Annotated in this window: 25 protein-coding genes; 20 read left to right on the forward strand and 5 right to left on the reverse strand. The window is 49.1% G+C overall.

Annotated features, from left to right (window positions below):
* Positions 1-161 precede the first annotated feature (161 nt).
* The 4 genes from CFBP4996_RS15260 to CFBP4996_RS15275 all read right to left on the reverse strand — a co-directional run bounded on the left by CFBP4996_RS15260 (position 162) and on the right by CFBP4996_RS15275 (position 4,577).
* Positions 162-1,115, reverse strand: coding sequence for a substrate-binding domain-containing protein (locus CFBP4996_RS15260; protein WP_020810860.1), 954 nt, complete (start codon positions 1,113-1,115; stop codon positions 162-164).
* A 72-nt stretch (positions 1,116-1,187) separates the two neighbouring features.
* Positions 1,188-2,189, reverse strand: coding sequence for an ABC transporter permease (locus tag CFBP4996_RS15265; protein ID WP_080854675.1), 1,002 nt, complete (start codon positions 2,187-2,189; stop codon positions 1,188-1,190).
* A 50-nt stretch (positions 2,190-2,239) separates the two neighbouring features.
* A complete protein-coding gene (locus CFBP4996_RS15270; protein WP_080854674.1) occupies positions 2,240-3,763 on the reverse strand; it encodes a sugar ABC transporter ATP-binding protein in 1,524 nt (507 codons plus the stop codon).
* A gap of 193 nt (positions 3,764-3,956) precedes the next feature.
* The gene (locus tag CFBP4996_RS15275; protein ID WP_080854673.1) at positions 3,957-4,577 is read right to left on the reverse strand and encodes a TetR family transcriptional regulator; all 621 of its coding nucleotides are present in this window, start codon (positions 4,575-4,577) and stop codon (positions 3,957-3,959) included.
* A 270-nt stretch (positions 4,578-4,847) separates the two neighbouring features.
* Between CFBP4996_RS15275 and CFBP4996_RS15280 the strand changes: the two genes are divergently transcribed.
* From CFBP4996_RS15280 to CFBP4996_RS15290, 3 genes are all read left to right on the forward strand, one after another.
* Entirely contained in the window at positions 4,848-5,171 is a 324-nt protein-coding gene (locus CFBP4996_RS15280) for a PDDEXK family nuclease (protein ID WP_080854672.1), read from the forward strand.
* Positions 5,172-5,362: 191 nt separating this feature from the next.
* Positions 5,363-5,500 carry a hypothetical protein gene (locus CFBP4996_RS15285; protein ID WP_162936109.1) on the forward strand — a complete coding sequence of 46 codons (138 nt, stop codon included), beginning with the start codon at positions 5,363-5,365 and terminating at the stop codon, positions 5,498-5,500.
* A gap of 43 nt (positions 5,501-5,543) precedes the next feature.
* On the forward strand, positions 5,544-5,963 hold the full coding sequence (locus tag CFBP4996_RS15290; RefSeq protein WP_080854671.1) for a hypothetical protein: 420 nt from the start codon (positions 5,544-5,546) through the stop codon (positions 5,961-5,963).
* 23 nt (positions 5,964-5,986) lie between these two features.
* Here the strand turns inward: CFBP4996_RS15290 and CFBP4996_RS15295 are convergent, their stop codons facing one another.
* Positions 5,987-6,379, reverse strand: coding sequence for a hypothetical protein (locus CFBP4996_RS15295; RefSeq protein WP_080854670.1), 393 nt, complete (start codon positions 6,377-6,379; stop codon positions 5,987-5,989).
* A gap of 86 nt (positions 6,380-6,465) precedes the next feature.
* Between CFBP4996_RS15295 and CFBP4996_RS15300 the strand changes: the two genes are divergently transcribed.
* From CFBP4996_RS15300 to CFBP4996_RS15380, 17 genes are all read left to right on the forward strand, one after another.
* Positions 6,466-6,747, forward strand: a complete 282-nt coding sequence (locus CFBP4996_RS15300; protein WP_080854669.1) for a hypothetical protein — start codon at positions 6,466-6,468, stop codon at positions 6,745-6,747.
* Positions 6,744-7,127, forward strand: a complete 384-nt coding sequence (locus CFBP4996_RS15305; RefSeq protein ID WP_080854668.1) for a hypothetical protein — start codon at positions 6,744-6,746, stop codon at positions 7,125-7,127. The genes CFBP4996_RS15300 and CFBP4996_RS15305 overlap by 4 nt, the downstream gene beginning before the upstream one ends.
* A gap of 18 nt (positions 7,128-7,145) precedes the next feature.
* Positions 7,146-7,526, forward strand: coding sequence for a hypothetical protein (locus tag CFBP4996_RS15310; RefSeq protein ID WP_137396254.1), 381 nt, complete (start codon positions 7,146-7,148; stop codon positions 7,524-7,526).
* Complete coding sequence (locus CFBP4996_RS15315; protein ID WP_080854666.1) at positions 7,526-8,974, forward strand: terminase large subunit domain-containing protein; 1,449 nt, start codon at positions 7,526-7,528, stop codon at positions 8,972-8,974. The genes CFBP4996_RS15310 and CFBP4996_RS15315 overlap by 1 nt, the downstream gene beginning before the upstream one ends.
* Positions 8,975-9,012: 38 nt before the next feature.
* Complete coding sequence (locus tag CFBP4996_RS15320) at positions 9,013-11,250, forward strand: portal protein (RefSeq protein ID WP_080854665.1); 2,238 nt, start codon at positions 9,013-9,015, stop codon at positions 11,248-11,250.
* A 23-nt stretch (positions 11,251-11,273) separates the two neighbouring features.
* Complete coding sequence (locus CFBP4996_RS15325; RefSeq protein ID WP_080854664.1) at positions 11,274-11,546, forward strand: hypothetical protein; 273 nt, start codon at positions 11,274-11,276, stop codon at positions 11,544-11,546.
* Positions 11,547-11,559: 13 nt separating this feature from the next.
* Positions 11,560-12,549, forward strand: a complete 990-nt coding sequence (locus CFBP4996_RS15330; protein WP_080854663.1) for a hypothetical protein — start codon at positions 11,560-11,562, stop codon at positions 12,547-12,549.
* A 45-nt stretch (positions 12,550-12,594) separates the two neighbouring features.
* Positions 12,595-13,527, forward strand: a complete 933-nt coding sequence (locus tag CFBP4996_RS15335; RefSeq protein WP_080854662.1) for an SU10 major capsid protein — start codon at positions 12,595-12,597, stop codon at positions 13,525-13,527.
* A 102-nt stretch (positions 13,528-13,629) separates the two neighbouring features.
* Complete coding sequence (locus tag CFBP4996_RS15340) at positions 13,630-13,986, forward strand: hypothetical protein (protein WP_137396255.1); 357 nt, start codon at positions 13,630-13,632, stop codon at positions 13,984-13,986.
* Positions 13,987-13,990: 4 nt separating this feature from the next.
* Positions 13,991-14,578, forward strand: a complete 588-nt coding sequence (locus CFBP4996_RS15345; protein WP_137396256.1) for a phage adaptor protein — start codon at positions 13,991-13,993, stop codon at positions 14,576-14,578.
* Complete coding sequence (locus CFBP4996_RS15350) at positions 14,572-16,089, forward strand: hypothetical protein (protein WP_137396257.1); 1,518 nt, start codon at positions 14,572-14,574, stop codon at positions 16,087-16,089. Before CFBP4996_RS15345 ends, CFBP4996_RS15350 begins: the two co-directional genes overlap by 7 nt.
* Positions 16,089-16,388 (forward strand): hypothetical protein, encoded by a 300-nt coding sequence (locus CFBP4996_RS15355; RefSeq protein ID WP_137396258.1) that lies wholly within the window; start codon positions 16,089-16,091, stop codon positions 16,386-16,388. Before CFBP4996_RS15350 ends, CFBP4996_RS15355 begins: the two co-directional genes overlap by 1 nt.
* Positions 16,385-16,825 carry a hypothetical protein gene (locus CFBP4996_RS15360; RefSeq protein WP_080854658.1) on the forward strand — a complete coding sequence of 147 codons (441 nt, stop codon included), beginning with the start codon at positions 16,385-16,387 and terminating at the stop codon, positions 16,823-16,825. The genes CFBP4996_RS15355 and CFBP4996_RS15360 overlap by 4 nt, the downstream gene beginning before the upstream one ends.
* Before the next feature lie 53 nt (positions 16,826-16,878).
* The gene (locus CFBP4996_RS15365) at positions 16,879-18,288 is read left to right on the forward strand and encodes a hypothetical protein (protein WP_137396259.1); all 1,410 of its coding nucleotides are present in this window, start codon (positions 16,879-16,881) and stop codon (positions 18,286-18,288) included.
* 3 nt (positions 18,289-18,291) lie between these two features.
* A complete protein-coding gene (locus CFBP4996_RS15370; protein WP_137396260.1) occupies positions 18,292-20,130 on the forward strand; it encodes a hypothetical protein in 1,839 nt (612 codons plus the stop codon).
* Positions 20,131-20,169: 39 nt separating this feature from the next.
* Positions 20,170-21,108 carry a phage tail tip lysozyme gene (locus tag CFBP4996_RS15375; protein ID WP_137396261.1) on the forward strand — a complete coding sequence of 313 codons (939 nt, stop codon included), beginning with the start codon at positions 20,170-20,172 and terminating at the stop codon, positions 21,106-21,108.
* Positions 21,101-23,281, forward strand: a complete 2,181-nt coding sequence (locus tag CFBP4996_RS15380) for a hypothetical protein (RefSeq protein WP_137396262.1) — start codon at positions 21,101-21,103, stop codon at positions 23,279-23,281. The genes CFBP4996_RS15375 and CFBP4996_RS15380 overlap by 8 nt, the downstream gene beginning before the upstream one ends.
* Positions 23,282-23,285 lie beyond the last annotated feature (4 nt).

Here is a 23,285-nt window from a genome sequence, read left to right on the forward strand (position 1 = left end):
GGACTCTCCCGCGATCAAGGACTTGATCGCCCTGGCCCCCGGATCAAGTCCGGGGTGACGGAGTGGGGATGCAGCCGTCTCGCCAAATCCAAACCTCGGCAAACTTTTAGCAGCATCGACGCCCGCGTTTCAGCGGGCGTCGCATGGCAGAAGCCGGCTCGTCAGAACGGCGAATCCGGGAAGTAGAACTGCTCGGCATTGTCCTTGGTGATGAGCGTCGCATCGAGGATATATTCACCTGCAACCGGCACCTGATCGTAGAAATGCCCGGCCGTCAGCTGCATGGCGGTCGCCACCATTGCCGGCGGGTAGAGCACGTCGACCGGCACGAGCTTGTCGCCATCCATGACCTTCTTGATCATGTCCTTGGAACCGGCGCCCGCAACGATATACTGGATATCCGTGCGTTTCGCCTGCTGGATCGCCTCCAGCACGCCGATAGCCATGTCGTCATCCTGACACCAGACCACGTCGATCTTCTTGTACTTGGTCAGATAGTCCTGCATCACGCGGAAGGCGTCGTCGCGGTTCCAGTTGCCGTACTGACGGTCGAGAACCTTGACGCTGGAACCGGCGATGCCCTTGTCGAAACCGTCCTGACGCTGCTGATCGATTGGGATCGGCAGGCCGCGAATGACCACGACTTCGGCGTCAGGCGTGGTCTTCTTGATGTATTCGCCGGCCACCTGGCCAAGTGCGGGGTTGTTGCCGGCAACATAGAGATCGCGGATGGAATTGTCGTTGACGCTCGGCGCGCGGTCGACAAGCGCGACGAAGGTGCCCTTGTCCTTGATCTCCTTGATGGCGTTGACCAGCGGATCGGGATCGGACGGCAAGACGACCAGCGCATCGAGCCCCTGCACGGCAAGGTCCTGCAGCGCATTGGCCTGATTGGCGGCGTCCGGCGACGTCTTGACGATGACGTTGAGCCCCGGATGTTCCTGCATCAGAAGTTTCGCCACACGCTCGGCATGGTAGACGACGCCCGCCGTCCAGCCATGGTCGGCCGCTGGAATGGATACGCCGATGGTGACCTTCTTGTCCTGCGCATGCGCTGAAGCGGCAAGCACCGTGGCCAGCGCGGCAAAGGCCACGCCGATGAATTTACTACGCATAGTCTCTTTCCTCCCAAGACCGGGGCGTTCCTCCTTCGGCCGCGCCTGCCCCACATGGCGCGGCGTGATACGTCACCTGCGGCTGAGCGAACGCTGCACCAGCATGGCGATGATGATGATGGCCCCCTGAATGGCGCCGATCAGATATTCGCTGACGAAGTTCGACAGGATCATGATGTTGCCGACGATCTCCAGAATGAAGGCGCCGCAGATCGTACCCCAGATGCGCCCCACCCCGCCCCTCAGCGCCGTGCCGCCGACAACGACCGCGGTGATGGCCTGCAACTCCCACGACATGCCTGTCGTGGCCGAAGTGGAGGCAAGACGCGGCACGTAAAGCAGCACCGCAACGGCGACACACAGCCCCTGCACCACATAAGCGATGGTGCGCACCCGCGCGACCGAGATGCCGGAATAACGCGCCACATCCTCGCTCGACCCTACTGCGGTCAGATGCCGCCCGTAACGGGTGCGGTAAAGCACGAAGGCGGCTATCGCAGCGGTGACGAAGATGACGATGACCGGCACCGGCACGCCAAGGACATTGCCGAAATAGACCGGACGATAAAGCGTCTGGATTTCCGGGTTGCGCAGCGTGATCGCCCCGCCCTGCGACAGCCATGTGGTCAAGCCGCGATAGATGCCCATGGTGCCGAGCGTGGCGATGAAGGGTTCGATACGGCCGATGGTGGTGATGAGGCCGTTCGTCAGCCCGCAGGCAGCCCCGATGGCGAGCGCCAGCGCCATGGCGGTGAGCAGCATCAAAAGCGGACTGGCGATGACGCCGCTATTCATGAACAGGATCATCAGGCTGGCGACGAAAGCCACCATCGCGCCAACCGAAAGATCGAGCCCGCCCGAGGTGATGACGTAAGTTGCGCCGAGCGCGATGATGGCGATGAAGGCGCTGCGGGTGATGACGTTCAGGAGATTGTCGATGCCGATGAAATTGGGATTGGCGATGGTGCCGAGAACCAGCAGCAGGGCCAGCGCCACGAAAGGCGCGACGGCGCGCAGATCCCAGTCCTTCGAGGTCTTCGGCGTTTTGCCGTTGTCAAATGCGGCCTCAGTCATGTTTCCCCTCAGTCTCTTTTGTCAGGCCATGTTTCCCGGCACACGGGCGCTCAGGCGGGTTCCTGCGTATGAACACCCGTCGCCAGCGCCACGATGTCGTTTTCGGTCATGCGCTCACCTGTCACCTCGCCGACGATCCGGCCCGACCGCATCACCAGAATGCGGTCGCAGATGCCGATCAGCTCCGGCATTTCCGAGGAAACGACGATGATCGAGCGCCCCTCATCCGCGAGCCTGGCGATGAAGCGGTAAATCTGTTCCTTGGTGCCTATATCGATGCCGCGCGTCGGTTCGTCGATGATGACGATGGACGGATCGATGAGCATCATCTTGGCCAGCAGCAGCTTCTGCTGGTTGCCGCCGGAAAGCTGGCCCGCCAGCAGATCCTTGCGGCCGGTGCGGATGTCGAAGTCCCGGACCGCATCATCGAGCGCCGCCGTTTCCCGGCGGGTATCGATCTGAAACAGCCGGCTGAATTTCTTCAGCGAAGCAAGCGTGAGATTGACACGCAAATCCTTGGTAAGCAGCAGGCCCTTGCCCTTGCGGTCCTCGCTCAGATAAACGATGCCGGCCTTCAGGCTGTCTTCCGCCTTTGCGAAATGCACCGGCCTGCCGTGGTGTCGCACCGTTCCCCGACCGGCGCGCAGGCCGAGTATTCCTTCCATGAGTTCCGTTCTGCCCGCGCCGACCAGACCCGCAAAACCGAGGATTTCGCCCCTGCGCAGGCTGAAACCGGTATCCTGCGCATAACCCGGTACGGTAAAATGCTCCACCTGCAGAACCGGCTCGTGCTCGCCGCCGGAGGCGCGGTCCGGATAAAGCTTGGCGACATCGCGCCCCACCATCAGCCGCGCCATATCGGCAGGCTCCAGCGCCGATGCCGGATGGGAGGCGACCAGCCTGCCGTCTCGCAGAACCGTCACCCGGTCGGCGATCTCCTTCACCTCCGGCAGACGATGCGAAATGTAAAGCACGGCCACGCCTTTCGCCCGGATGTCCCTGATGACATTCAGCAGCGCATCCGTTTCGATGGGTGTAAGGCTCGCCGTCGGCTCATCGAAAATCACCACGCGATGCGGCACCAGCAGAACGCGGGCGATCTGCACCAGCTGCCGCTGGGCAATCGACAGGCTGCCGACAATGGCGTCCGGATCGATCGTACCGCCGAGATCGGCGATTGCCTTGCGGGCGCCGGCGCGCATGGCGCGGTCGTCCACCACGGCGCCCCGGCGCACTTCGCGGCCGAGATAGATGTTCTGCGCCACCGTCAAATCCGGGGCCAGCAATATCTCCTGATGCACGAGAACGATGCCGCGATGTTCGGCATCCACCGGACCGCTTAGCGTAACGGCTTCGCCATCGATGCGGATTTCCCCGCCCGACGGCTTTTCATTACCGGCCAGCAGCTTCATCAGCGTCGACTTGCCGGCGCCGTTCTCGCCAATGATCGCGTGGACCTCACCGGCGCGCACCGCGATCTCTATATCCTTGAGAACCTGTACCGGCCCGAAAGACTTGGACAGCCCAACCGTCCGGATAAGGGCGTGGTCTGGAGATTCGTCAGTAAAAGCCATGTGCCGTCACCGGAATCCGGCGTGAACGGACGGCGCTTGCCCCTTGATTTTATCTGAAACGACCATCTGCGAACTCCTCCCAAAGCTCGAGGAAGAAGCTAGCCTTCGTTTTGAGGTACGTAAAGCAAATTTCGCTGGTGTTTTAGAATACACTCAAATTTGACCGCCGCGCCGGGTCCGGGAAATCCATTCGCTATGCCGGGGAGCGTCGAAAAGCCTTCATCAGACGATGCACCGCTTCCGCGCCCTCATTGGCCAGATCGAAACGCTTGCCGAACAGCAGCCAGTCCGAGCACATGCCTTTCAGCAGCCAGTAGAGCGCACCGAGCGCGGACTCGGCCGTCCAGTTATCGTTGAAAGCCCCTTCCGCCTGCGCCCGTTCGAAAGCCTCCTCGAGCAGCCGCTTGTGGTAACGGTCCAGTTCCTCCTGCGCGCGCAGCACGGGGGCGAATTCATCGGAGTAATTGGTGCGCAGGCTGATGGTCATGATGCGCTGGCGCTGTTCGTCTTTTGAAAGAAGCGAAAGCCAGTTGCATGCGGCGTCCTCGATCTTGGCCAGCAGCGCTTCCCCCTTGAGGTCCGGATCGCCGAAATCGAGCAGGTCCGATTCCGGCAGCGCCACCGATTCGTAAAGGCCGATGAAAAGGTCGCTCTTGCTGGAAAAATGCCAGTAGATCGCCCCGCGCGTAACGCCGGCCGCAGCCGCCACCTCATCCAGAGAGCTGTTGGCCACGCCCTTCTTGAAGAACACCCGCTCGGCAGCGGCAAGGATCGCCTGACGCGTCTCTTCTGCCTCGGCCTTGGTTCGGCGCATGCTGATGTCTCCTTCCAGTCGTGGCACGGCGCTTTCGCACCGTGCCTTGTTTGCGGTGCCGGGCTGTCAGTCAGATGAACGCATTCAACTGACTTTTCGCCCAGCCGTCACACCCGTTTTATTCCGCCGGCGATACCGCGTCAGCAGTAATCTCATTCTCCTTCTTCCGATCCCCGAAAATCTTCATGACGAAGACGAAGAACACTGTCACAGAAGTCAATTTATCTCGTTTGCGCTAAATATCTCTATATATTCAAAGAGATAATTCAGATGTCACGCAATAAATTTGAAGCCGCTTTCGCAAAATCAAACCCGCATTTTGAGTACGAAACCAAAAAATTCCCGTACCTCGTCACACATACATACACTCCTGACTTTATAAATCCAAGCACCGGACAGATTTTTGAAACCAAGGGCAGGTTCACCAGCGCCGACCGCTCGAAGCATCTGGCGATCAAGAGCCAACATCCAGAGTTGGACATAACGCTTGTATTCCAACGTCCTCAGAACAAAATCCGAAAAGGTTCAAAAACGTCATACGCTGACTGGTGCGACAAGTACGGCATAAAGTGGATGGATGGTAGTAAGATATAACTAGAAGAAAGGCTGAGCGGCGTATCTTAACAACAGGAGACAACATTGATACGAAGCGCTCAGCCTCAACAGTATAAAGGCAAAAAGGAACATAACCTTTACTGTCATAACTATTTATAACACTGAAGTTGACTTCATTGAAGAAATAGACGATGTGTCGCGAGTCTAAAATTAATATGGAGAAATTACTTATGGAAAATTTCAATGAACGCGAAAAGCAGTTACTTCAAGCAGCTGAGAAACACACAATCAATCACGTCAACAAAGTCGTTTGGGTGATGATTGTAGTTACTCTTGTCATCAACATTGCGCCTAAACTATTTGGATGAAATTTCGAAAGCCCTATAAATACTTGTTTATGGGGCTTTTTCTATGACTGACACCGAAGACCAGATTGAAACCATCAACCGCTATTATAAACGGTTCGGAAAGAATTATTATTGGTGGCCAATGATTGTCGCCAAATTCGAACTTGATTGGGATGAGCCGGATGACATCCCGGCTTGCGAACTCCTCAAGAGGTTGTTCCAACTATCCCCTACGTTCTGCCGCGCTCAGTTCGAACATATCCGAAAATACAAATCGTTCTCGATACATCCAACAACCGTCATCGGCCATTTCATTCACGAATTGGATATCGATGCACCTGATATTGTCGATCAAATCGAAAAGCGGCTGTATGCCGTTATGTCACCCCAAAACATCCCGCAGCATTTCGGCGTAAAGACCTCAATCGATCTTGAGATAAAGTTTGAACGTTGGAAAAGAGCGCGCATAAAAAAAGCCCCCTGAGGGGCTTTCTTTTTCCATTTTCCTTAGTCGGCTTTCTTGCGTCCACCCTTGCCTTCAAATCCCGAATAATAGTCATCAATCTGTTTGCGGATATCGGCGTCGTGGAGAACCATTTCCTTTGCCTCCTCCCACATTGAGATAACCGTCTTTACATCTGGAGCGTTGAACCATTCCGCGCCGTCGATAACCAAAGGGCGGCGGCCAACCTTGAAAACGTAGCGGGAACCGTCTTTGCGCCACCAAGAGAACTTGCCCGGTCCTGCTTTCTTATCGGTGTCTTCCTTAAACTGACGAATAGCCTTGTCGATGTTCTGGTTAAACTTTCCGTAGTTATCCAGCGGAGTCGAAATGTTTGCCGTTGGTGCAACTGCTTTAGCCGCTGCAAAACGTTTACGAATCTCATCAACCTTAGTCATTTTCATTTGCCCCTTTTGGCGTTTCGATACGTTTGGTCTATTTGATAAATAGTTATGAAGTCAATAAACGAAATTAGAAAAATCATATGAAAATTTATTTCGAAGTATCGTTTCGCCTAACCCGTGGCGAACTACAAAATTACATCAAATCAAAACCGGGTTTGCCACGCGAAGAAGCAATGGCAGAATGGATTGATCTAAAATACAAAAGTTGGATTGATGGAAACATATGCTCATCCTTATCAGACTTTGAGCTTGAACCGAATTTCCCAACATCAACTGACTCCGCGATATCGTTCACGGTTGATTTCAAGAAACAAAAGGATGGCGAAGCGTTCCTGGCTCAGATGGGAGGACGAATCCTATGACTGATACCGTGACCAAATTAGATAAGCGCAAGTCGCCAGAGCATAAAGAACACCTTCGCCAGATCGGCTTTAAGAAGAACGATCCCGTTACGTTGGAACGCATCAAAGGCGGCTCAACCAAATATACGGAAGAACTCAAAGCGGCTGTTGCTGAGCATTCATTAGATGCTCTCGCCGTTGTTGTTGACATTATGAAGAACGGTGCAAACGAACACGCAAAACTCAAAGCGGCAACCTACATCTTGGAAATTTGTGTAGCGAAAGCAGCGCGTGAAATCAAAGTTACAAAAGAATATTCAGTTGCTGATTTGTTGGCTCAGGTTAACGCGACCAATCCAGATATGATGATTGATATAACCCCCGAAGTTGACGATAAATAATTACAAAAAAGAATACCTATGACTAATTTCGATGACATTATCAATTTTCTATTTGCACTAGTTGGATCACCATTTGCTGCTGGTTTGGCAGGCGGTTACGTGCGCGCAATATTGCTTCAAGAGAGCAATATAATCAAAACGACCGTATCGACTTTTACTGGTGGTATTTGTGCATATTACATCACGCCGGGACTTCTCAAATACGGCGACCTCTCAGGTATGTCATCCGGCGAAATAGGAACCATTTCGTTTGTTGTTGGCCTAGTCGGTATCTATGCGGCTGAAGGTCTTATCCGCCTTGCGATCCGATACGCAAACAATCCGACGATTCCCTCAAAACAAAATATTGCAGAGATCGTCGAAACGATCTCAAAGCCAAAGGAAAATGAAAAAGAATAATGACCGATACGTCTCTGACACCAGAGGCGAAACTTGAACTAGAAGCAGTACAAAAGTTTGTTGAATTATCTAAAAACGATATCGAATTTTTTGCCAAAAATGTTTTAAGAGTTAGCCTCAGACCAAAACAAATTGAATTTGCCAACGCCTTTATGAACAACCGTCGCGTGACGTTTCGCGGTGGCGTCGGCTTCGGAAAAACCTACGTCATTTCCGTTCTGGCTTGGTGGGCTTTATTCTGCCACGACGAAGTTAAATTCATCGCGTTCGGTCCTACAGAGGATCAATTGAAAGGCGCTCTGTGGGGCGAAATCCGTTCCCGTTGGGAGGGAATGCAACCCGTTTTTAAAGACGCTTGGGAAGTCACCAGCACCAAGGTCGAGCGCAAAGCAAATCCAAACGGTTGCTATGCAGAGTATCGATTAGCGTCAAAAACAAATCCTGCCGCAGCGCGTGGTATCCACGCAAAGAACGTATTCATCGTTTGCGACGAGGCCGATGGCGTACCCGATGAAATCATATCTCTTATGGCGGGTATTTTCGCAGACTCGAATCCAAAACTTGCGCTGATATCCAACCCTACCAAACTCGGTACTTTTTTCTGGAAAACACATTGCGATCCAGAGATTTCGAAAATTTGGGTTCCGCTCCACGGCAAGGTTACTGACAATCCAAATCTGAGTGAGGAAGCCCTTCAGGAAATGATCGCTGAGCGTGGCGGTCCAAACTCTCTTGAAACGCGCACGATGCTTTGGGGTGAGTTTCCAGAGGAGGAATATGAAAGCCTCATCCCGTACAACTTGCTTACGCTTGCGGCTCAGAATGATGATGTTGTCGAGAACGAACAAAAGTCGATAGTTTGGGGAGTCGACCCGGCTGGCGATACGGGCCAGGATCGAAGCGTCCTTTGCATCAGGCGCGATAACCTAGTCTTGGAATTCAAGAGTTGGGAGGGTTTGAACACCACCCAATTGAGTTATGCGATTGCCGATCTCTATCAATCTCTACCCTTAAACAAGCGACCCTCCGTCATAGCCGTTGACGCTATCGGTATCGGTAAAGGCGTTGCTGACAATCTTGCGGAATTCGGCCTTCCGGTTCGTCACGTCAAAGTTTCAAACAAGGCAACTCGTCAGCCTGAGCGCTGGCATTCTTTGAAAGAGCAATTGTGGTTTGAAGCCAAAGACTGGTTTGCGACCGAGAACGTCAAGACTCCTGATAACGCCGATTTCATCCGCGAAATATCCGCTCATACGTATGAGATAACCAGCGGTGGAAAATACAAAATGGAGAGCAAAAGAGACGTTGTCAAAAAACGCCTTAAGAACAAGTCTCCAGACTTTGCCGATTCTTTCATTTTAACGTTCGCTGTTACCGGTATTAGGTATCAGGGTAAATACTCATTCAATAAGCCGATACAATACGATAACCTCGCTATATATGAATAAATACAATATACCAAATAATAATAATAAGAAAAATAAATATGGCGAAAAAACCAAATATTCAAAACGTTAAGACGGAACTATCTCAGCGTATTGCTAAATGTGTAAACTTCGGAAACACTCAACTTGCAACTCAATGGCAATTCAACCTTGAGCAATATTTCTGTTTGCCATTTAAAGAAGATGAAAAAATTCGTGGAACAAGCAAACATATTGTTCCGGTTCTACGCGACCACGTTGACCTTTTTACGGCACAGGTTGTCCGTATCCTTGACGGTCAAAAGAACGTTGTTTCATTCTCTCCATTAACCGCCTCCCCTCAAGACAAGATTGTTGCCAACCAGCAGACGCGAGTTGTTCAACACGTTCTCAGGGAAAAGAATAGCCACGTTGCACTTTTGACGCCGTGGGTAAAGAACTCTGCGATTTTCGGCCTTGGCGTTGCTCATATCGATTTCACTGATACCGCTGAGGAAGGTCTTGTTGAAACGTTGAAAGGCGTGACCGACGAACAACTCGTCCAGATCGTAGAGGATGAGAAGGCCGGTAAAATCATAATCGAGGCAACCGGCGACGATTATCGCGCTGAAATCCCGCCTGAGATTATTGAACAAATCGGTATGGCAACGGGTGGTCAAATCGACCCCTCAATGATCGATCCAAGCGTGATTGAACAACTCGTCCCAACTGTGCGCGATATCGAAATTCGCAAGGTCAAGAAGACCCCGCAATTTACCCTAAAAGCACTTGCTCCAGAGGATTTTGTCGTATCGGTTGATGCGGATATCGACCCTATGACCGGTGGCATCACAGCCTCTATTCAAGGCCATAGAACCTACACGACAAAGCAGGCTCTCATTGAAGAAGGCTATGATCCAAAGTTAGTTGATGAAATCCCGTTGGCACAGCAGAAACTCAATGGGACCGCAACCGTTCGTGCAAGAAAGACTTCCTACAATTCAGGGCAATCGGATGACGGCGACCTTGTAGAGGTCTATGAGATTTTCACTCATATCGCAATTGATGACAAAAAGAAGCGTCATTACCGTATAACGATTGGCGGAAACCCTACGCAATCTCCTATCTTTTTAGGACATTATGAAGTTTCCAAATATTACCCCTATGCTCCTCTAGTTCCTTATCCTGTTCCAAATACGCTGTTTGGTCAGGGTTTGGGCGACCGTCTTGGCGCGGATCAAGTTATGATTTCCAAGATGTATCGAGCGATGATTAACAACCTTAATTACGTTGTTGATCCGATCAAGATTATCAATCCAGATGTCACCAATACCGATGATGTCCTTAACCTACATCCCGGCAAGGTAATCCGTTCCGAAAACCCAACTGGTGGCATTTCATATAACCCTCCTCAGTTGGCGGCTCCCTTGGTATTGCCGGTCCTTGATATGATCGATCAACGCCACGAGTTGAGCACTGGCGTCGGTAGATCGATGATTTCGGTTGATGCTACCGATCTACAAGACGTTACGGCCACAGCGGCTCGTCAACGCTCCTCAATGCAGCAGATGTTGATTGAGCAAGTTTGCCGCCATTATGCCGATACCGGGTATCGATACCTGGCGAAGATCATCATCGATTTGATGATTTCGAAATCAGATATGGCAAATCTCTATATCGCAAGATTGACTGAGGAAAACCAGCCGTTTGTCGTGGGCGATGATTGGGATTCCGATATGGACGTTTCGACCAATACGGCCTTTGGGGCGATGGATAAAGACCTCAAACAATCTGCATTGCTCTCATTGTTGCAGCTTCAGCAGCAAGGACTAGGCCAGACCACGACCCCTCAGAACATCTATAAAACGTTGATCGATATCACCGAGACAATGGGTATTCAGGGCGCGACACAGTATTGGACCGATCCGGCTCAAATGCCTCCAGCACCACCGCCACCAGACCCGAACGCTGGCATTATTCAGATTGAGACCGTCAAGGCACAACTCAAAGCACAGAGCGACGAGAAAAAGCGTGATTTCGATGCGTACAAACTCCGTGTTGAGGACGATCTAAAGCGCGACCAAATGTTGGCTGACATCGAACTAAAGCGCGCTGAGATAACGGCACGTTTCGCGGCTGACGTTGATATTGCTCGTATCCAAGCTGAACAAGCAGCAGCGCGTTATGACGTTGATTGGGCAAGGCAGCAGGAACAGAACCGCAAGGGTGAAGAAGCCCGCCTTGAACAAGAAAAACAGATGCAAGCGATGATGGCTCAAAGCCAATTGGCTCAATCTCAGCCGCAACCACCAATGATTTAAAGCAAAAACAGGATTTTACCAAAATGAATATCACAGAGGAACAACGTCAGATCATTTCAAAAGGGCAGAAGGCAGAACTACTTTTGTCTATCCCTGAATTCAATGAATTAGCGCAAGATATTGAATTGGATATCATCAACCGATTTCGCAAAACAAACGTTTCCAATGCAGAAGAAAGAGAACATATCCACACCGCATTCTTTGGTCTCGATTTGTTTAAAAAACGCCTCGAAAAATATGTCGAAGCGTCGAAGGTAGAAATTGACAAAATAAATAATTATAACTTTAACGAATAAATTGAGACATACAATGGACGATTTACAAAGCAACAACCTCGATATGGGGACTGCTACTGAAACTGAAAATGCAAGTATCGAAGATAGATTGAGTGGATATTTTGGACAAGCCGATACGGACTCCGAAGAAACCAATGGCGTAGATACTAATACCGCTGATGACGTTGAAACAGACCTATCAAATTCTGATGACGAACAAACCGTAACGGACTCCGAAGAAGGCGATAACGTTGAAACAACTGATGAGGCAAACGACGAGGTAACGACCACCGAACCCGCTGATGATTTTAAAATCAAGATTGGCGACGAGGAAATCACATATGCTGATTTAAAGGGCGGGTATCTCAGACAGAGCGATTACACGCGCAAGACGCAGGAACTTTCCGGCCAGAGAGCAATCCTTGAACAAGCGCAGTTAGCCGCTAACCAACTCGTACAGAAAGAAGTCATCGACAATATGCGCTTGGCGTATCAGGTCGAATTGATGGAAGAACCAAATTGGGCCGACCTCAAAGAAAATGACCCTTTCGGATATCCTGATAAGCGTGAGGCGTGGGACGCGAAGATGGCAAAGTTTGCCGAACTCCAGACCATTGAACGCAATATGCAGAAACAGCGAGTTGAATTGGAAAATAAACGTTTCCAAGAAATGCGAAACAAAGCAAAAGTTGAGTTTTTCGAACGTCATCCTGAATTCAAGGACAAGACGGTCGCTGACACTCATACTGAGGGTATGTCAAACTATCTATATAACTTAGGATTTTCTGATGAAGAAATCACAAGTATTGCAGACCCCCGTTTGTTGACCATTCTATATTCCGCTTACAAGCACGAAAAAACTGCTGACAAAGTTGAATATGCAAAGAAGGTTATTTCCAATAAACCTAAGATAACGGCACCAAAAGCAACTGGTTCACGACCTCAGTATACGCAAGCAAGAAACAAATTGCGTGAAACCGGTTCAACCCAAGATGCAATTGATGCTCTACGCAATTTTTTCTAAACCAAAATAAAAAACCATATCAATAATAATAAGAAAGATACAAATATGGCTCCATTAATTTCTACTAACTTGCAGAGTCTTCGCGAAGACCTTGCGGATATCATTTCCGATATTTCTCCTTCTTCAACTCCTGTTTTGTCCTCAATTGGTAAAACAAACGCGACTCAGGAATATCACCAGTTCCTAACCGATACACTTGCACCAGCGAACAAAGATAACGCGGCTCCAGAAGGAGCGCCAGCGCCAACTACTACCCTTAACGGCCCAACCAAGATCGGCAACCACACGCAGATTTTCCGTAAAGTCGTTGATGTTTCAAATTCGACCATCGCCTCAAAAACCGCTGGTGCGAAAGACGAATTCCTTCGTCAGGTTGTTAAGGCTGGTAAAGAACTCAAACTCGATATGGAAGCATCTATCGTTTCTGATAACGCATCCGTAGGCGGCTCAACTCGTAAGAGCGCTGGTATGGGCGCGTGGATTTCTACAAACGCAATGCACGGCGCTGGAGGTTCAACGCCCGGCTTCGCAAGTGCGATTGTTGGTGACGTTGTTGACGGTACGACTCGTCCTCTTACTGAAGACCTCTTTAACGATATGATTGAAGAGATTTACGGTCATACCGATACTGACGAACTCCGCGTTATCGCTCCTCCAAAACTTAAGAAGGCAATCTCACAGTTCGATGCCAACGCAACTAAGTACAACGTTAGCGCAACTAAGAAACTGACGAACACCGTTGACATCTACGTTAACGATTTCAGCGTTCTTAACATTGGCCTTTCCCGTTATCTTAAGTCAACCTCTATCATTGCTTACAACCCTGAACTTTGGGCTTGGGCATCGTTGCGCCCGATCACTAAGATCGATCTTGCTGTTACAGGCGATGCTAAGAATATGATGCTCGTAACTGAAGGCACTCTTGAGAGCCGTAACGAAACCGGTAACGGTAAACTCGCTGACGTAACCGCAGTATAATAAAAACAAAATTCAATAATAAACTTAAACCCCATCATTCATTTGGTGGGGTTTTTTCGTATAAATATCTATAAATAATAACAATAAAAAGACTACCTAAATATGATTGATGAAAACACATTTAACGATGCCAAACTTGGCGATATGTTCATTACCTCCGATAGATATGTTGTGGTTGATGACGACGACGAATTGATCGTGATGACCAAAATTGGTGATCAAATCAAGATCGATCATTACGCGAAAAATCTCCAAGCAATATTTGACCAGAACGCGGAAGAGGCGGCGGCGTTCAGCCGTACCGGTAAACTTGGTTCTCAGGTCAAAGTCGCATCCATTCCGACCACGCTTTATAATCATTGGAAAAAGCTCGGCATTATGGACGACAACAGATTATTGAAACGTAAGTTGAACGATAGCGATTACTCAAAATTTAGAACGAATACATTGAAAGTTTGATACAGTGGCAATCAGTAATTATTCAGAATTGATTGCAATGGTTGGGGATGTAACCCTAAGGCCAGATGCACCAATCGCAAATTTTATATCTCTTATTGAATCCGATTTGTTTCCAACTCTGAAGCATCGCGACGGCCTGAAAACCATTACTGTTGATATCGTAGATGACAGGGTTTCAATCCCTTCTGACTTTATCGAAATCCGCAACGCTCAGATTGATGATTTATATACTCGTCCTTTAGGGATTTCGTCCCCTGTCAAATTGCGTCCCAACGAAGTCGGCTATGTCAATTCAGGTACTCATTTTGAAATCGTAACCGATAAGCAAAAGCCGAAAAAGTTTACGCTCCAATATTGGGCGCGTCCTCTTGGCGTATCTCCTGATAATCCTACGAATTGGGTTCTTACGAAATTCCCGAATGTTTACGTTTCGGCTGTATCAGCGCGTGTTTTCAGATGGGCGCGTGACCTTGAGGGCGAACAACTTGAAATGCAGGCTCTCGGGCAGGCTCTCGGCGTTGTTGCGGCTGATAATGCCCGCCAATTCACGATGATACCGGTCAACATCCAAATGGAGGATTCCAATTGGTAATGACCACAATTCCCCTTCCCGCTTGGTTGCCAGATATGGCTTCGCTGAATAGCCCCGGCCTTGCTATGGCTTACAACGTATATCCCTTGCCCGGTAACGGTGGGCCAGGAACGGTTACCTATGCGCCGGTTCCATCCGCTCAAAAGTATTCAGATTCAACATTGCCTGAGGTAATCAACTCGGCTTGTATTGGTACGGACAGGTTCTCCAGCCCGCACGTTTATGCGGCAACAGCGACTAAACTCTGGACCTACCTTTCATCGGCTCGTCAATGGAGTGATGTTTCCAAGGCCGGTGATTATATCTCCTCTGCAACTGAAACGTGGAATTGGATCCAGTACGGCACATCAGTCATTGGGACGAGTTTCGTAAACGCTCCTCAGTGGATTTCTTGCGATGACGTAACGGCGAAATTTGCCGATCTTACAACCGTTGTCAGAGGCCGTCATATCGCACAGCACAAAGGGTTTGTCCTTCTCGCAAATTGTTACGATTCCTTTGACGGCGAGGTTCCTAATCGCCTTCGCTGGAGCGCTATTGATAACCCGTTTGATTGGTCATTCTCTCAGGCAACAATGGCTGATTTTCAGGACTTGCAAGACGTTGGCGCTATTCAAGGAATGGTCGTTGATGAGGATTTATGGATATTCTGTAAGCAGGCAATTATTCGTGGACAGTTTGTTGGCTCACCTTGGGTTTATGAATTCTCTGAAGCTGTTTCTGGTCGCGGTCTGGCTTATCCGAACTCGCTTATAACAATTGATGGCGTCTCGTATTTCCTCGATGACGATGGCTTCTATTCGTTCAAAAAAGGCCAGATCGACCCCATTGGTGTCGGTAAAATCAACCTTACCTTTTACAAGAATTTCGATACGAATTCCGCCGCGCAAATGACAGTTGTTGCCGATCCAAGACGCACGATCATCAAATGGAACTACGCCGATAAAGCATCTCCAAACGGGCTTCCAAACAAGACGATAATTTACAATTACGTTTCTCGCGATTGGACGATTTGCGACTCTCAGGTTCCTTACGAATTTCAGGCGCAATCATTGGCTTGGACGATTGAGGACTTGAGCAATGCGTATGGTGCGATTGAGAACATCCCTGCCCCGTTCGACTCTCCCCTTTGGGCTGGTGGTAACGCGATCCTATGGGCTGTGAATGAGGCTGGAAACATCCTTACTTTAACCGGTCCACCTATTAGGGGAACGATTGAAACGACCGATTATCAACTTGGGACAACCCTAAAAAACCCCGTTGATATGGCTCTTGTGCAAAGGGTTAGACCGATTGTCGAGGGCGACGGTCGTGCAACTGTTTCGATTGCTGGTAGGCGTACCCAAAAGGGCGATATCAATTTCGAGAATGAATTTGAAACGAACGCCTCTACCGGGTTTGCGTATGTCCGTGCGGCTTGCCGATATCATCGATTCAAAATCAATCTCTATGGAGCGTGGGACTTAGCATCTGCGATTGATGTCGATTTTGTTGGGTTTGGGGGGCGCTGATGGTTTCCATTCAATCAATCACAAATATGGATGATAAGCCGAAAGTTAGGCAGACCTTGAACCTAACAATTCGTCAGGTTTCCGATATTACCGGCTCTTTTAATACCGAGTTGGGAACTCCCAAAACGACCATTGAAAACCTCAAGATTGGCCCGTCATCCGTTATCTTATTATCTCCGCGAAACCTTAATGCAGTGACGGCAAACGCTTTTGTAAGCGTCATCGGTCCCGGCTATTTCGAGGTATCACACAATGATGCTGAGGCCATTTTTGACTATGTAATAGTAGGTGCCGTTTGATCAAATTTAACGACACGCCAGACGATTTAGTCAGGGATTATCTCAAACATCGATTATACATTTTGAGGGCGATTATAAAAGATGAAAATTGTGAACCAGAGCAAGCAATCATCGATATCTTATTTGATCGAAAAGCCTATCTTATTACCGCTGAAAACACTTTTATCATAATCGAATATCTAATTGATGATTTGACCAAAGAGAAATCATTACACGTCAGGCTTGCCGGTGGACCTAAGAACAATACGTTGGAAATCTTCGACAAATATATACCGATATTATCCGAACTCGCCAAAGAACATAACTATGAATTTATATCCGTAGTTGGCCGAAAGGGATGGATCAAATATCTTTCAAAATTCAACTTTGAAATCGATCCGAATTACGTCCCTAAAACATCGTCATTGGTATGCTTAAAAGCCAAAGTTGATAACTAAATATAATAAAATACCTATCTCAAAAAATAATAATAAAAAAAGAGATTTTAAATATGACCGCTTCAAAAACACAGACTCAATCTCAAGAAGTTAAACCTTGGGGTCCGTATGAGCAATATTACAAAGAAAACGCCGCTGATTATAAAGCGCTAATCGATTCCGGCTCTCCCCAATTCTATCAAGGCTCGACTGTTGCCGGTCAATCCGCTGCTACCAAACAGTCTCAACAGATGGCTACGAATTACGCGACAAACGCGGCTAATTCTCAGGGTCTAACCTCAGCAAACAATGCCGTAAATACGCTTGCTCAGACCGGTGGCGCGAACGCTCAGGCAAACAATGTGTTGTCTCAGATTATGGGTGGTCTTGGGATGAATAACCCTGCTTCCGCTGGCATTGCATCTCAGATCGGTAGTGTTGCGAATTCATCGATGCCGGGACAATCAACATATTCAAGCGTTATGAACGGCGCGAATAACCCTGCAATCAGTAACCTAACTGCTACGGCATCCGGCGCGAATATCGGCAACAATCCATATCTTGCCCAAATGGTCGACCAGCAGCAGAACAACATTGCTGACAAGCTGAAAAATACAACACTTCCGGGCCTTCAGTCACAGGCGGCGGCTATGGGGCGTGGCGGCTCAAACGCGTTCGCAAGTCAGATCAATTCCGCAAACAACATTGCTGCAAATGAGATGAGCAAGGTCGCGACCGATATGTACGCAAACCAGTACAATACCGATACCGCAAATATGTTGCAGGCAAACAATCAACTTGGTTCGCTTTATAATCAGGATACGACGAACAAACTTAATGCGGCAACTGCGGCTGATAGTTCGTATAACAATTACAACAATCTATTGAGCAACTTATACGGCCAGCAATCAAACGTCTATAATCAGGGCATATCGAACCAGTTGAACGCGGCAAACTCTGCGAATAGTTCGGCTCAGAATACGGCTCAGACGCAATTGAGTGCCGCTAATTCTGCTGGTCAAGTTTATCAGAACGGCCTTCTTCCAAGTCAGATTCTTGGTGGCGTTGGCGCGGCTCAGGACGAATACAATCAAGACGTCCTCAATGCCGATATCGCACGTTGGGATTACAATCAGCAGATTGGTTTGCAGAACATTGCGAATTTCCAAGCACTGCTTAACGGACAAGGTTTGGGAACAACGTCTTCTCAGACTAAATCATCCGGTTCGGCTCTTGGTGGCATCCTTCAGGCAGGTCTCGGCCTTGCGTCACTCTGCGATTCCAGAACGAAGAAGAACGTTAAATATCGTTATACGAACGATAACAACATCAAGATTTATGAATTTGAATACATCCATAAACCCGGCCTTTACGAAGGTCCGTTGGCTCAAGATATGCTCAAAACACATCCAGAATTGGTTGAGACGTTACCTTGTGGATATCACGTCATCACCGACTCAACTCTACTTAAAAAGGTCGCATAAAGAATGGCTAAAAAACCTATTGAATTTACTTTTGACAAGCCGAAAACGTGGGCTGAATTGTTTGGGTTCGGTCCTCAGGTTCAAAAGCAGGCTGAGGTAATCGCAGATCAACAGAAGAATGCTTTGATTGACCTCTATCCTCAGGACTACGTTGATCAACAGCTATCCCGCGAAAATCAGCAGATCGAATGGGCAAGAGAAGACCAACTCAATGATGAGCGTTTAGCAGCAGAGGAACGTGCGCGTATTTCTCGCGAAAATCTTTATGGGCAACCTTCTGCAAACCCTATCGATAGAGCGCGTTCGGTAACGGTTGAAGCTGGTTCTACCCCATCCGGTGCACCAGTTGGATTTGAGACGGTTTCTGATACGGGACCGATCTTGCGCCGCGTTCCAGAGCCGCCAAAGAATGTTGGCCCTCTCCTATCGTCCGCTATGACCTCGATGCCTGATATTGGCCCGATCCTTACGACACGCGAAGAAGCCCTTGCTCAACCAGTACCAGTAGATAGCCAGACGACGAACTCGGTAACCGCAGGGCCAGGAACTGATTTTTTCCCTGATGCTCCAGCGGCTCCAGAACAGAAAAAGGGTATTCGAGATACAATCCTTGAAACTCTTGGATTTAGCACGCCTCAGGAAAAGCAAGCGTTTGCTATGGGTATGATTGCCTCAGGTGGCGCGTCCCTATCTGCCGCTGCTGAAGGTTACAATGGTTGGGGTTCACTCGGTAAAGGTTTGCAGGGCTTTGGCGCTGGCTATTCGAATGCCCTTTCTACCGCGATTGATGGTGACGCCAAGAAAGCGGCAATTGATGCCTCACGTCAAAAGCAGATCAAGGATGCCAAGGCTGACGTTTATAATCAGCGTATGGCTCAGATCATTGCCAACGGTCAAAACGGCAATTTTGGAATGACGGCTGAGGCTCTAAACGAACTTGCTCAGATGGCTATCGCTGCTGGCGATGGTGATACGGCTCGTAAAGCGCTCGAATATGCACAACAGGTTCAACAGGCGGCGGCGAAAGAAGGCCAGATTTACAATCCTCAGACCGGCCAGTTTGAATTGGCCCCCGGTTATGCTGGTGGTCAGTATCAGGTTGAGCAGGCTAAGTCGGCAGGTCGTGAATCCGGTGAATTGCCTTTCCGCACAACAACAGATTTGACCGAACTCGACCGCGTAAATGCGGAACGTTCTCGTAATGGTTTACCACCTGTTTCGGCTGAGGTTTGGATTAGACAATCTCAATCGACCAAATCTGCAAAACCAACCGGTGATGATACTTTCGATTCCAAGGGCGGCGAAATTCAAGCCAAATCGTTTGATGAGGCGCGTGTTGCAGGTCTCCAAGCAAAATCAAAAATTGAAACTATCAATAAGTTACAGGGTGCTTTGGGGAACGTTCAAGGTGGCGCTTTGACGGGTATGCAACAGTTTGCATCGAACTACGGCATCAAGTTAGGCGATAATGCATCTCAGCTAGAATACGCTCAGGCTCTAATCAACCAGATCGTTCCCGGCCAACGTCCAGCCGGTTCCGGTGCAATGTCGGATGCCGACTTGGAACTGTTCAAGCGTTCGGTTCCTGCTTTGATGAATACCCCTGAAGGCAACCGTTTGATTATCGAAACGATGCGCGGGATTGCTAACTATGAGGCTCAAATTGGTCAGATTGCAGGTCGTGCGCTTGCTGGTGAAATAACTCGTTCAGAGGCTAATCGCTTGATGAATGAAGTTCACAACCCTATCGAAACTTTCCGTTCCGCTCAGGGAACATCAACAGGTGTTAAAGTTGGCGGTTCTGTTATGACAAATAACGGAAAGGTCTATATTAGACGATAAATATCTAAAATAACTAATAATAAGAAACATTGATTTTATATGTCTATTTTAAATAATGAAAATGCACGTTATGCCTATTCCTACCTGAAACAAAAATATGGTTATACCGATGCCCAAGCAGCGGGTATCGTTGGAAACCTTATGCAAGAATCTACGTTCAATACCGGCGCTCGAAATAAGGGCGACGGTCGCGACGGCTCGGATTCTATCGGTATCGGTCAATGGAACGGTGATAGAGCGATTAACCTCCACGGCTACGCTAAGGCAACCGGTCGCGACGTTAGTTCTCTTGATACCCAACTTGATTTTATCCATCACGAGTTAGGCGGCGCTGAGAAACGCGCTGGAGATATGTTGCGCTCAGCTTCAACGCCTGAGGCCGCAACCCGCGCAATGATTGCCTATGAGCGTCCACAAGGGTTTTCTTGGAAACGTCCAGAGGGTGGCCACGGTTGGGATAATCGCCTTACGCACGCCGTTTCCGCTGCGAACGGTTGGGGTGGTCAAAATTACGACCTTGCTCAGATGAAAGCCCAATCTCAGCCTCTTGCCGGTGCGCCTAACGTTTCATCACAACCTATTGAGACAGCCGCTGTTGCTCCTCCAGTTGAGGATAAACGTCCTCAATTTATCAAGGATATCGATAACAGTTGGACCGGTTTCAAAGGAAAGTTGGGCATTGAAGGTAAAGGTGCCGACACAACGTTTCTCGGTATGAAACTCGGTGGCGATAACGGCCTTGCAAAAGTCCTTGGCGGCGCTGCGACTTCGTTGACTGGTGGCGATGATCCTATTCAGGCAGGACCACTCCCCGTCGCTGGTCAAAAAGCAGTTGCTGAGCCAATTCAGGTTGGTCTCAAACAGCCGTCATACTCTATCGGTCAATCCTCCGATCCTGAGATTGAATTAGAAAAATTAAAACAACGAATGAACAAGCGTGGCGGACTTGGCGGTCTCGGGGGTATGTATCTTGGCTGATAACAATAAAAAGAAACCAATCAATTCGGTAATGTTTAATGCGGATGGTTCACCCGCCGCTCCCCCTGAGCCTCAGATTGAGGAAATGACAGAGGAAGACCGCAAATACCTTATTTCACAAGGTTTAAATCCAGATGATTATATTGCCGTAAAAGAGGGGACAGAAGGTTCTCTTATCAACAATCCTGACGAGACATTTAACCCTGATGAATGGCAAGAGGTTGACCCTCAATCAATTGAACGCGAATTAGGCTTTACTGAGCGTCAAAGATATTCCGGTTTGACGAAGATTGAGGATAAGGAAAACGCTCTTAAAAAAGATTTCGATAACGTTACAAGAGTAGGCGAAAGCAATTTTGTAATGACCGATCCGAAAACCGGCGAATTGATCGTTTACAACAAAGAAGGTTACATACCATCTGGTGGCGATCTTGCGGACTTCATCCCTGATGCTGTTGGTTCCGTTGTCTCCATTCCGACAACAATCATAGGCGGCGCTCTCGGTTCTGCTGTTGCGCCCGGTCCCGGTACGGTTGCCGGTGGTATTGCTGGTGGCGCTGCTGGTTATTCTGCTGGCGCGGAAGCCGCTCGTCGTGGCCTCAATTGGTTGAACGGCGTAGAGGATACGAGAACGGCAGGCGAAACGGCTTCTCAGATTGGGACCGACCTTGGCTATGCTGCTGCTGGTGGTGCTCTTGGCGCTGGCGCTGGTGCGGCTTTAAAGGGTGGTGCAAAGGTTATCGGAAACTCTCTGAAATCCCGCGCCCTTGGTGGTACGGTTGATGACGCTGCAAAGGCCGCTGAGCGCTTGGCAACCTATGAAACGGCTGGAGTTACCCCAACGCCAGGAATGATTGGTGGTGAGGCTCTTAGTACGGCAGAATTGCAACGTGCCGGAACTCGTCCTTGGCTGAAAACCAAGATCGATGAGGTTCCAGAACAACTTAAAAACAATTGGTTGAAATCGGTTGATGAGGTTTCAGGTGGTCAAGGTGCGATGACGCCAAATGAGGCCGGTGGGTTTATTCGCGAAAATATCGACACCCTTAAAACCAACGTCCAGAACGAAACCAACCGTCTCTATGACAACGTTTCTGGATTGACGAAAGGCGTTCCGGTCGAATCCTCGACAACACGAAAAGCATATGAAACGCTTGCACACGAATTCGAAAACGCTGGCGCTTTCAAGAAGTCAACGGACGGTTCGGTCTATGAGCGCTCCCTTGGACAAGTCAAAGCCTTGCTTGACGATATCGAGGGCGGAAAGGCTGATTTCGAATATCTCAAACAAGCCCGTACAACGTTGAACGATACTGGTTCTGCGATGGGCGCAACTCGTGCTGAGAAACGTATATATTCACGCGTCGGTGAGGCTATCACGGCTGATATGGAAGCCACGGCTAAAAAGGCTGGCGATGACGTTTTAAAAGCGTGGCAAGACGCTAATGCGCAATTTATGCGCCGCCTCGATCCAACGGACGTGATTGGAAACAAGGCAATCGACAAGATTCTAAAAAACCAGAGCGATGACGCAATTTTAAAACTTGTTTCCACGGGTTCAAAAACGAACGCGTCTCAGGCTACCCGCGTTCTCGAACAGGTTCATATGGCCGGTGGTGATGACGCCTTGCGTGCGGTTTCAACAACGGTTCTGGACAACCTTGGTAAAAACGCTGCTGGAGAATGGTCGCTTGCCGCTCTTGGTAAAAATTGGACGGTAATGACCCCAGAGGCCAAATCCTCATTGTTCAAGTTTAAGGGCGGGAAAGAAATTTACGAACGTATGAACGGTATCGTAAAGGCAGGCCAACAGTTTCAGGAATATGGAAACAATGCGAATCGATCCAATACCGCAAGGCATATTGGGTCTGCTGTAAAAGGTATGATGGACCGTTATGCGGGACCGGTTGCCGGTGCTGCCGCCCTTTCCGGTTCGCCTTCAGCGGCGGTTGGCTATGGAGCGTTTCGTGGTGCGAAATGGATGTTTGACCGCGCAACACGTAAAATGATCGAAGATCCAAAGACGCTTTCTTGGCTGGCGAAACTGCCATCTGCTACCGATCCTGAAAAGCATTTGTTGGGCCTCAAAAACCTTTATCAAACAACCAAAGATGAGCGCACAAGACTCACTATCAGAGAGTATCTTGAGAGTTTAGAAAACGACAATAAATAATAAT

Origin of the sequence: Agrobacterium leguminum (assembly GCF_005144435.2) — a bacterium.
GTDB lineage: Bacteria > Pseudomonadota > Alphaproteobacteria > Rhizobiales > Rhizobiaceae > Agrobacterium > Agrobacterium leguminum.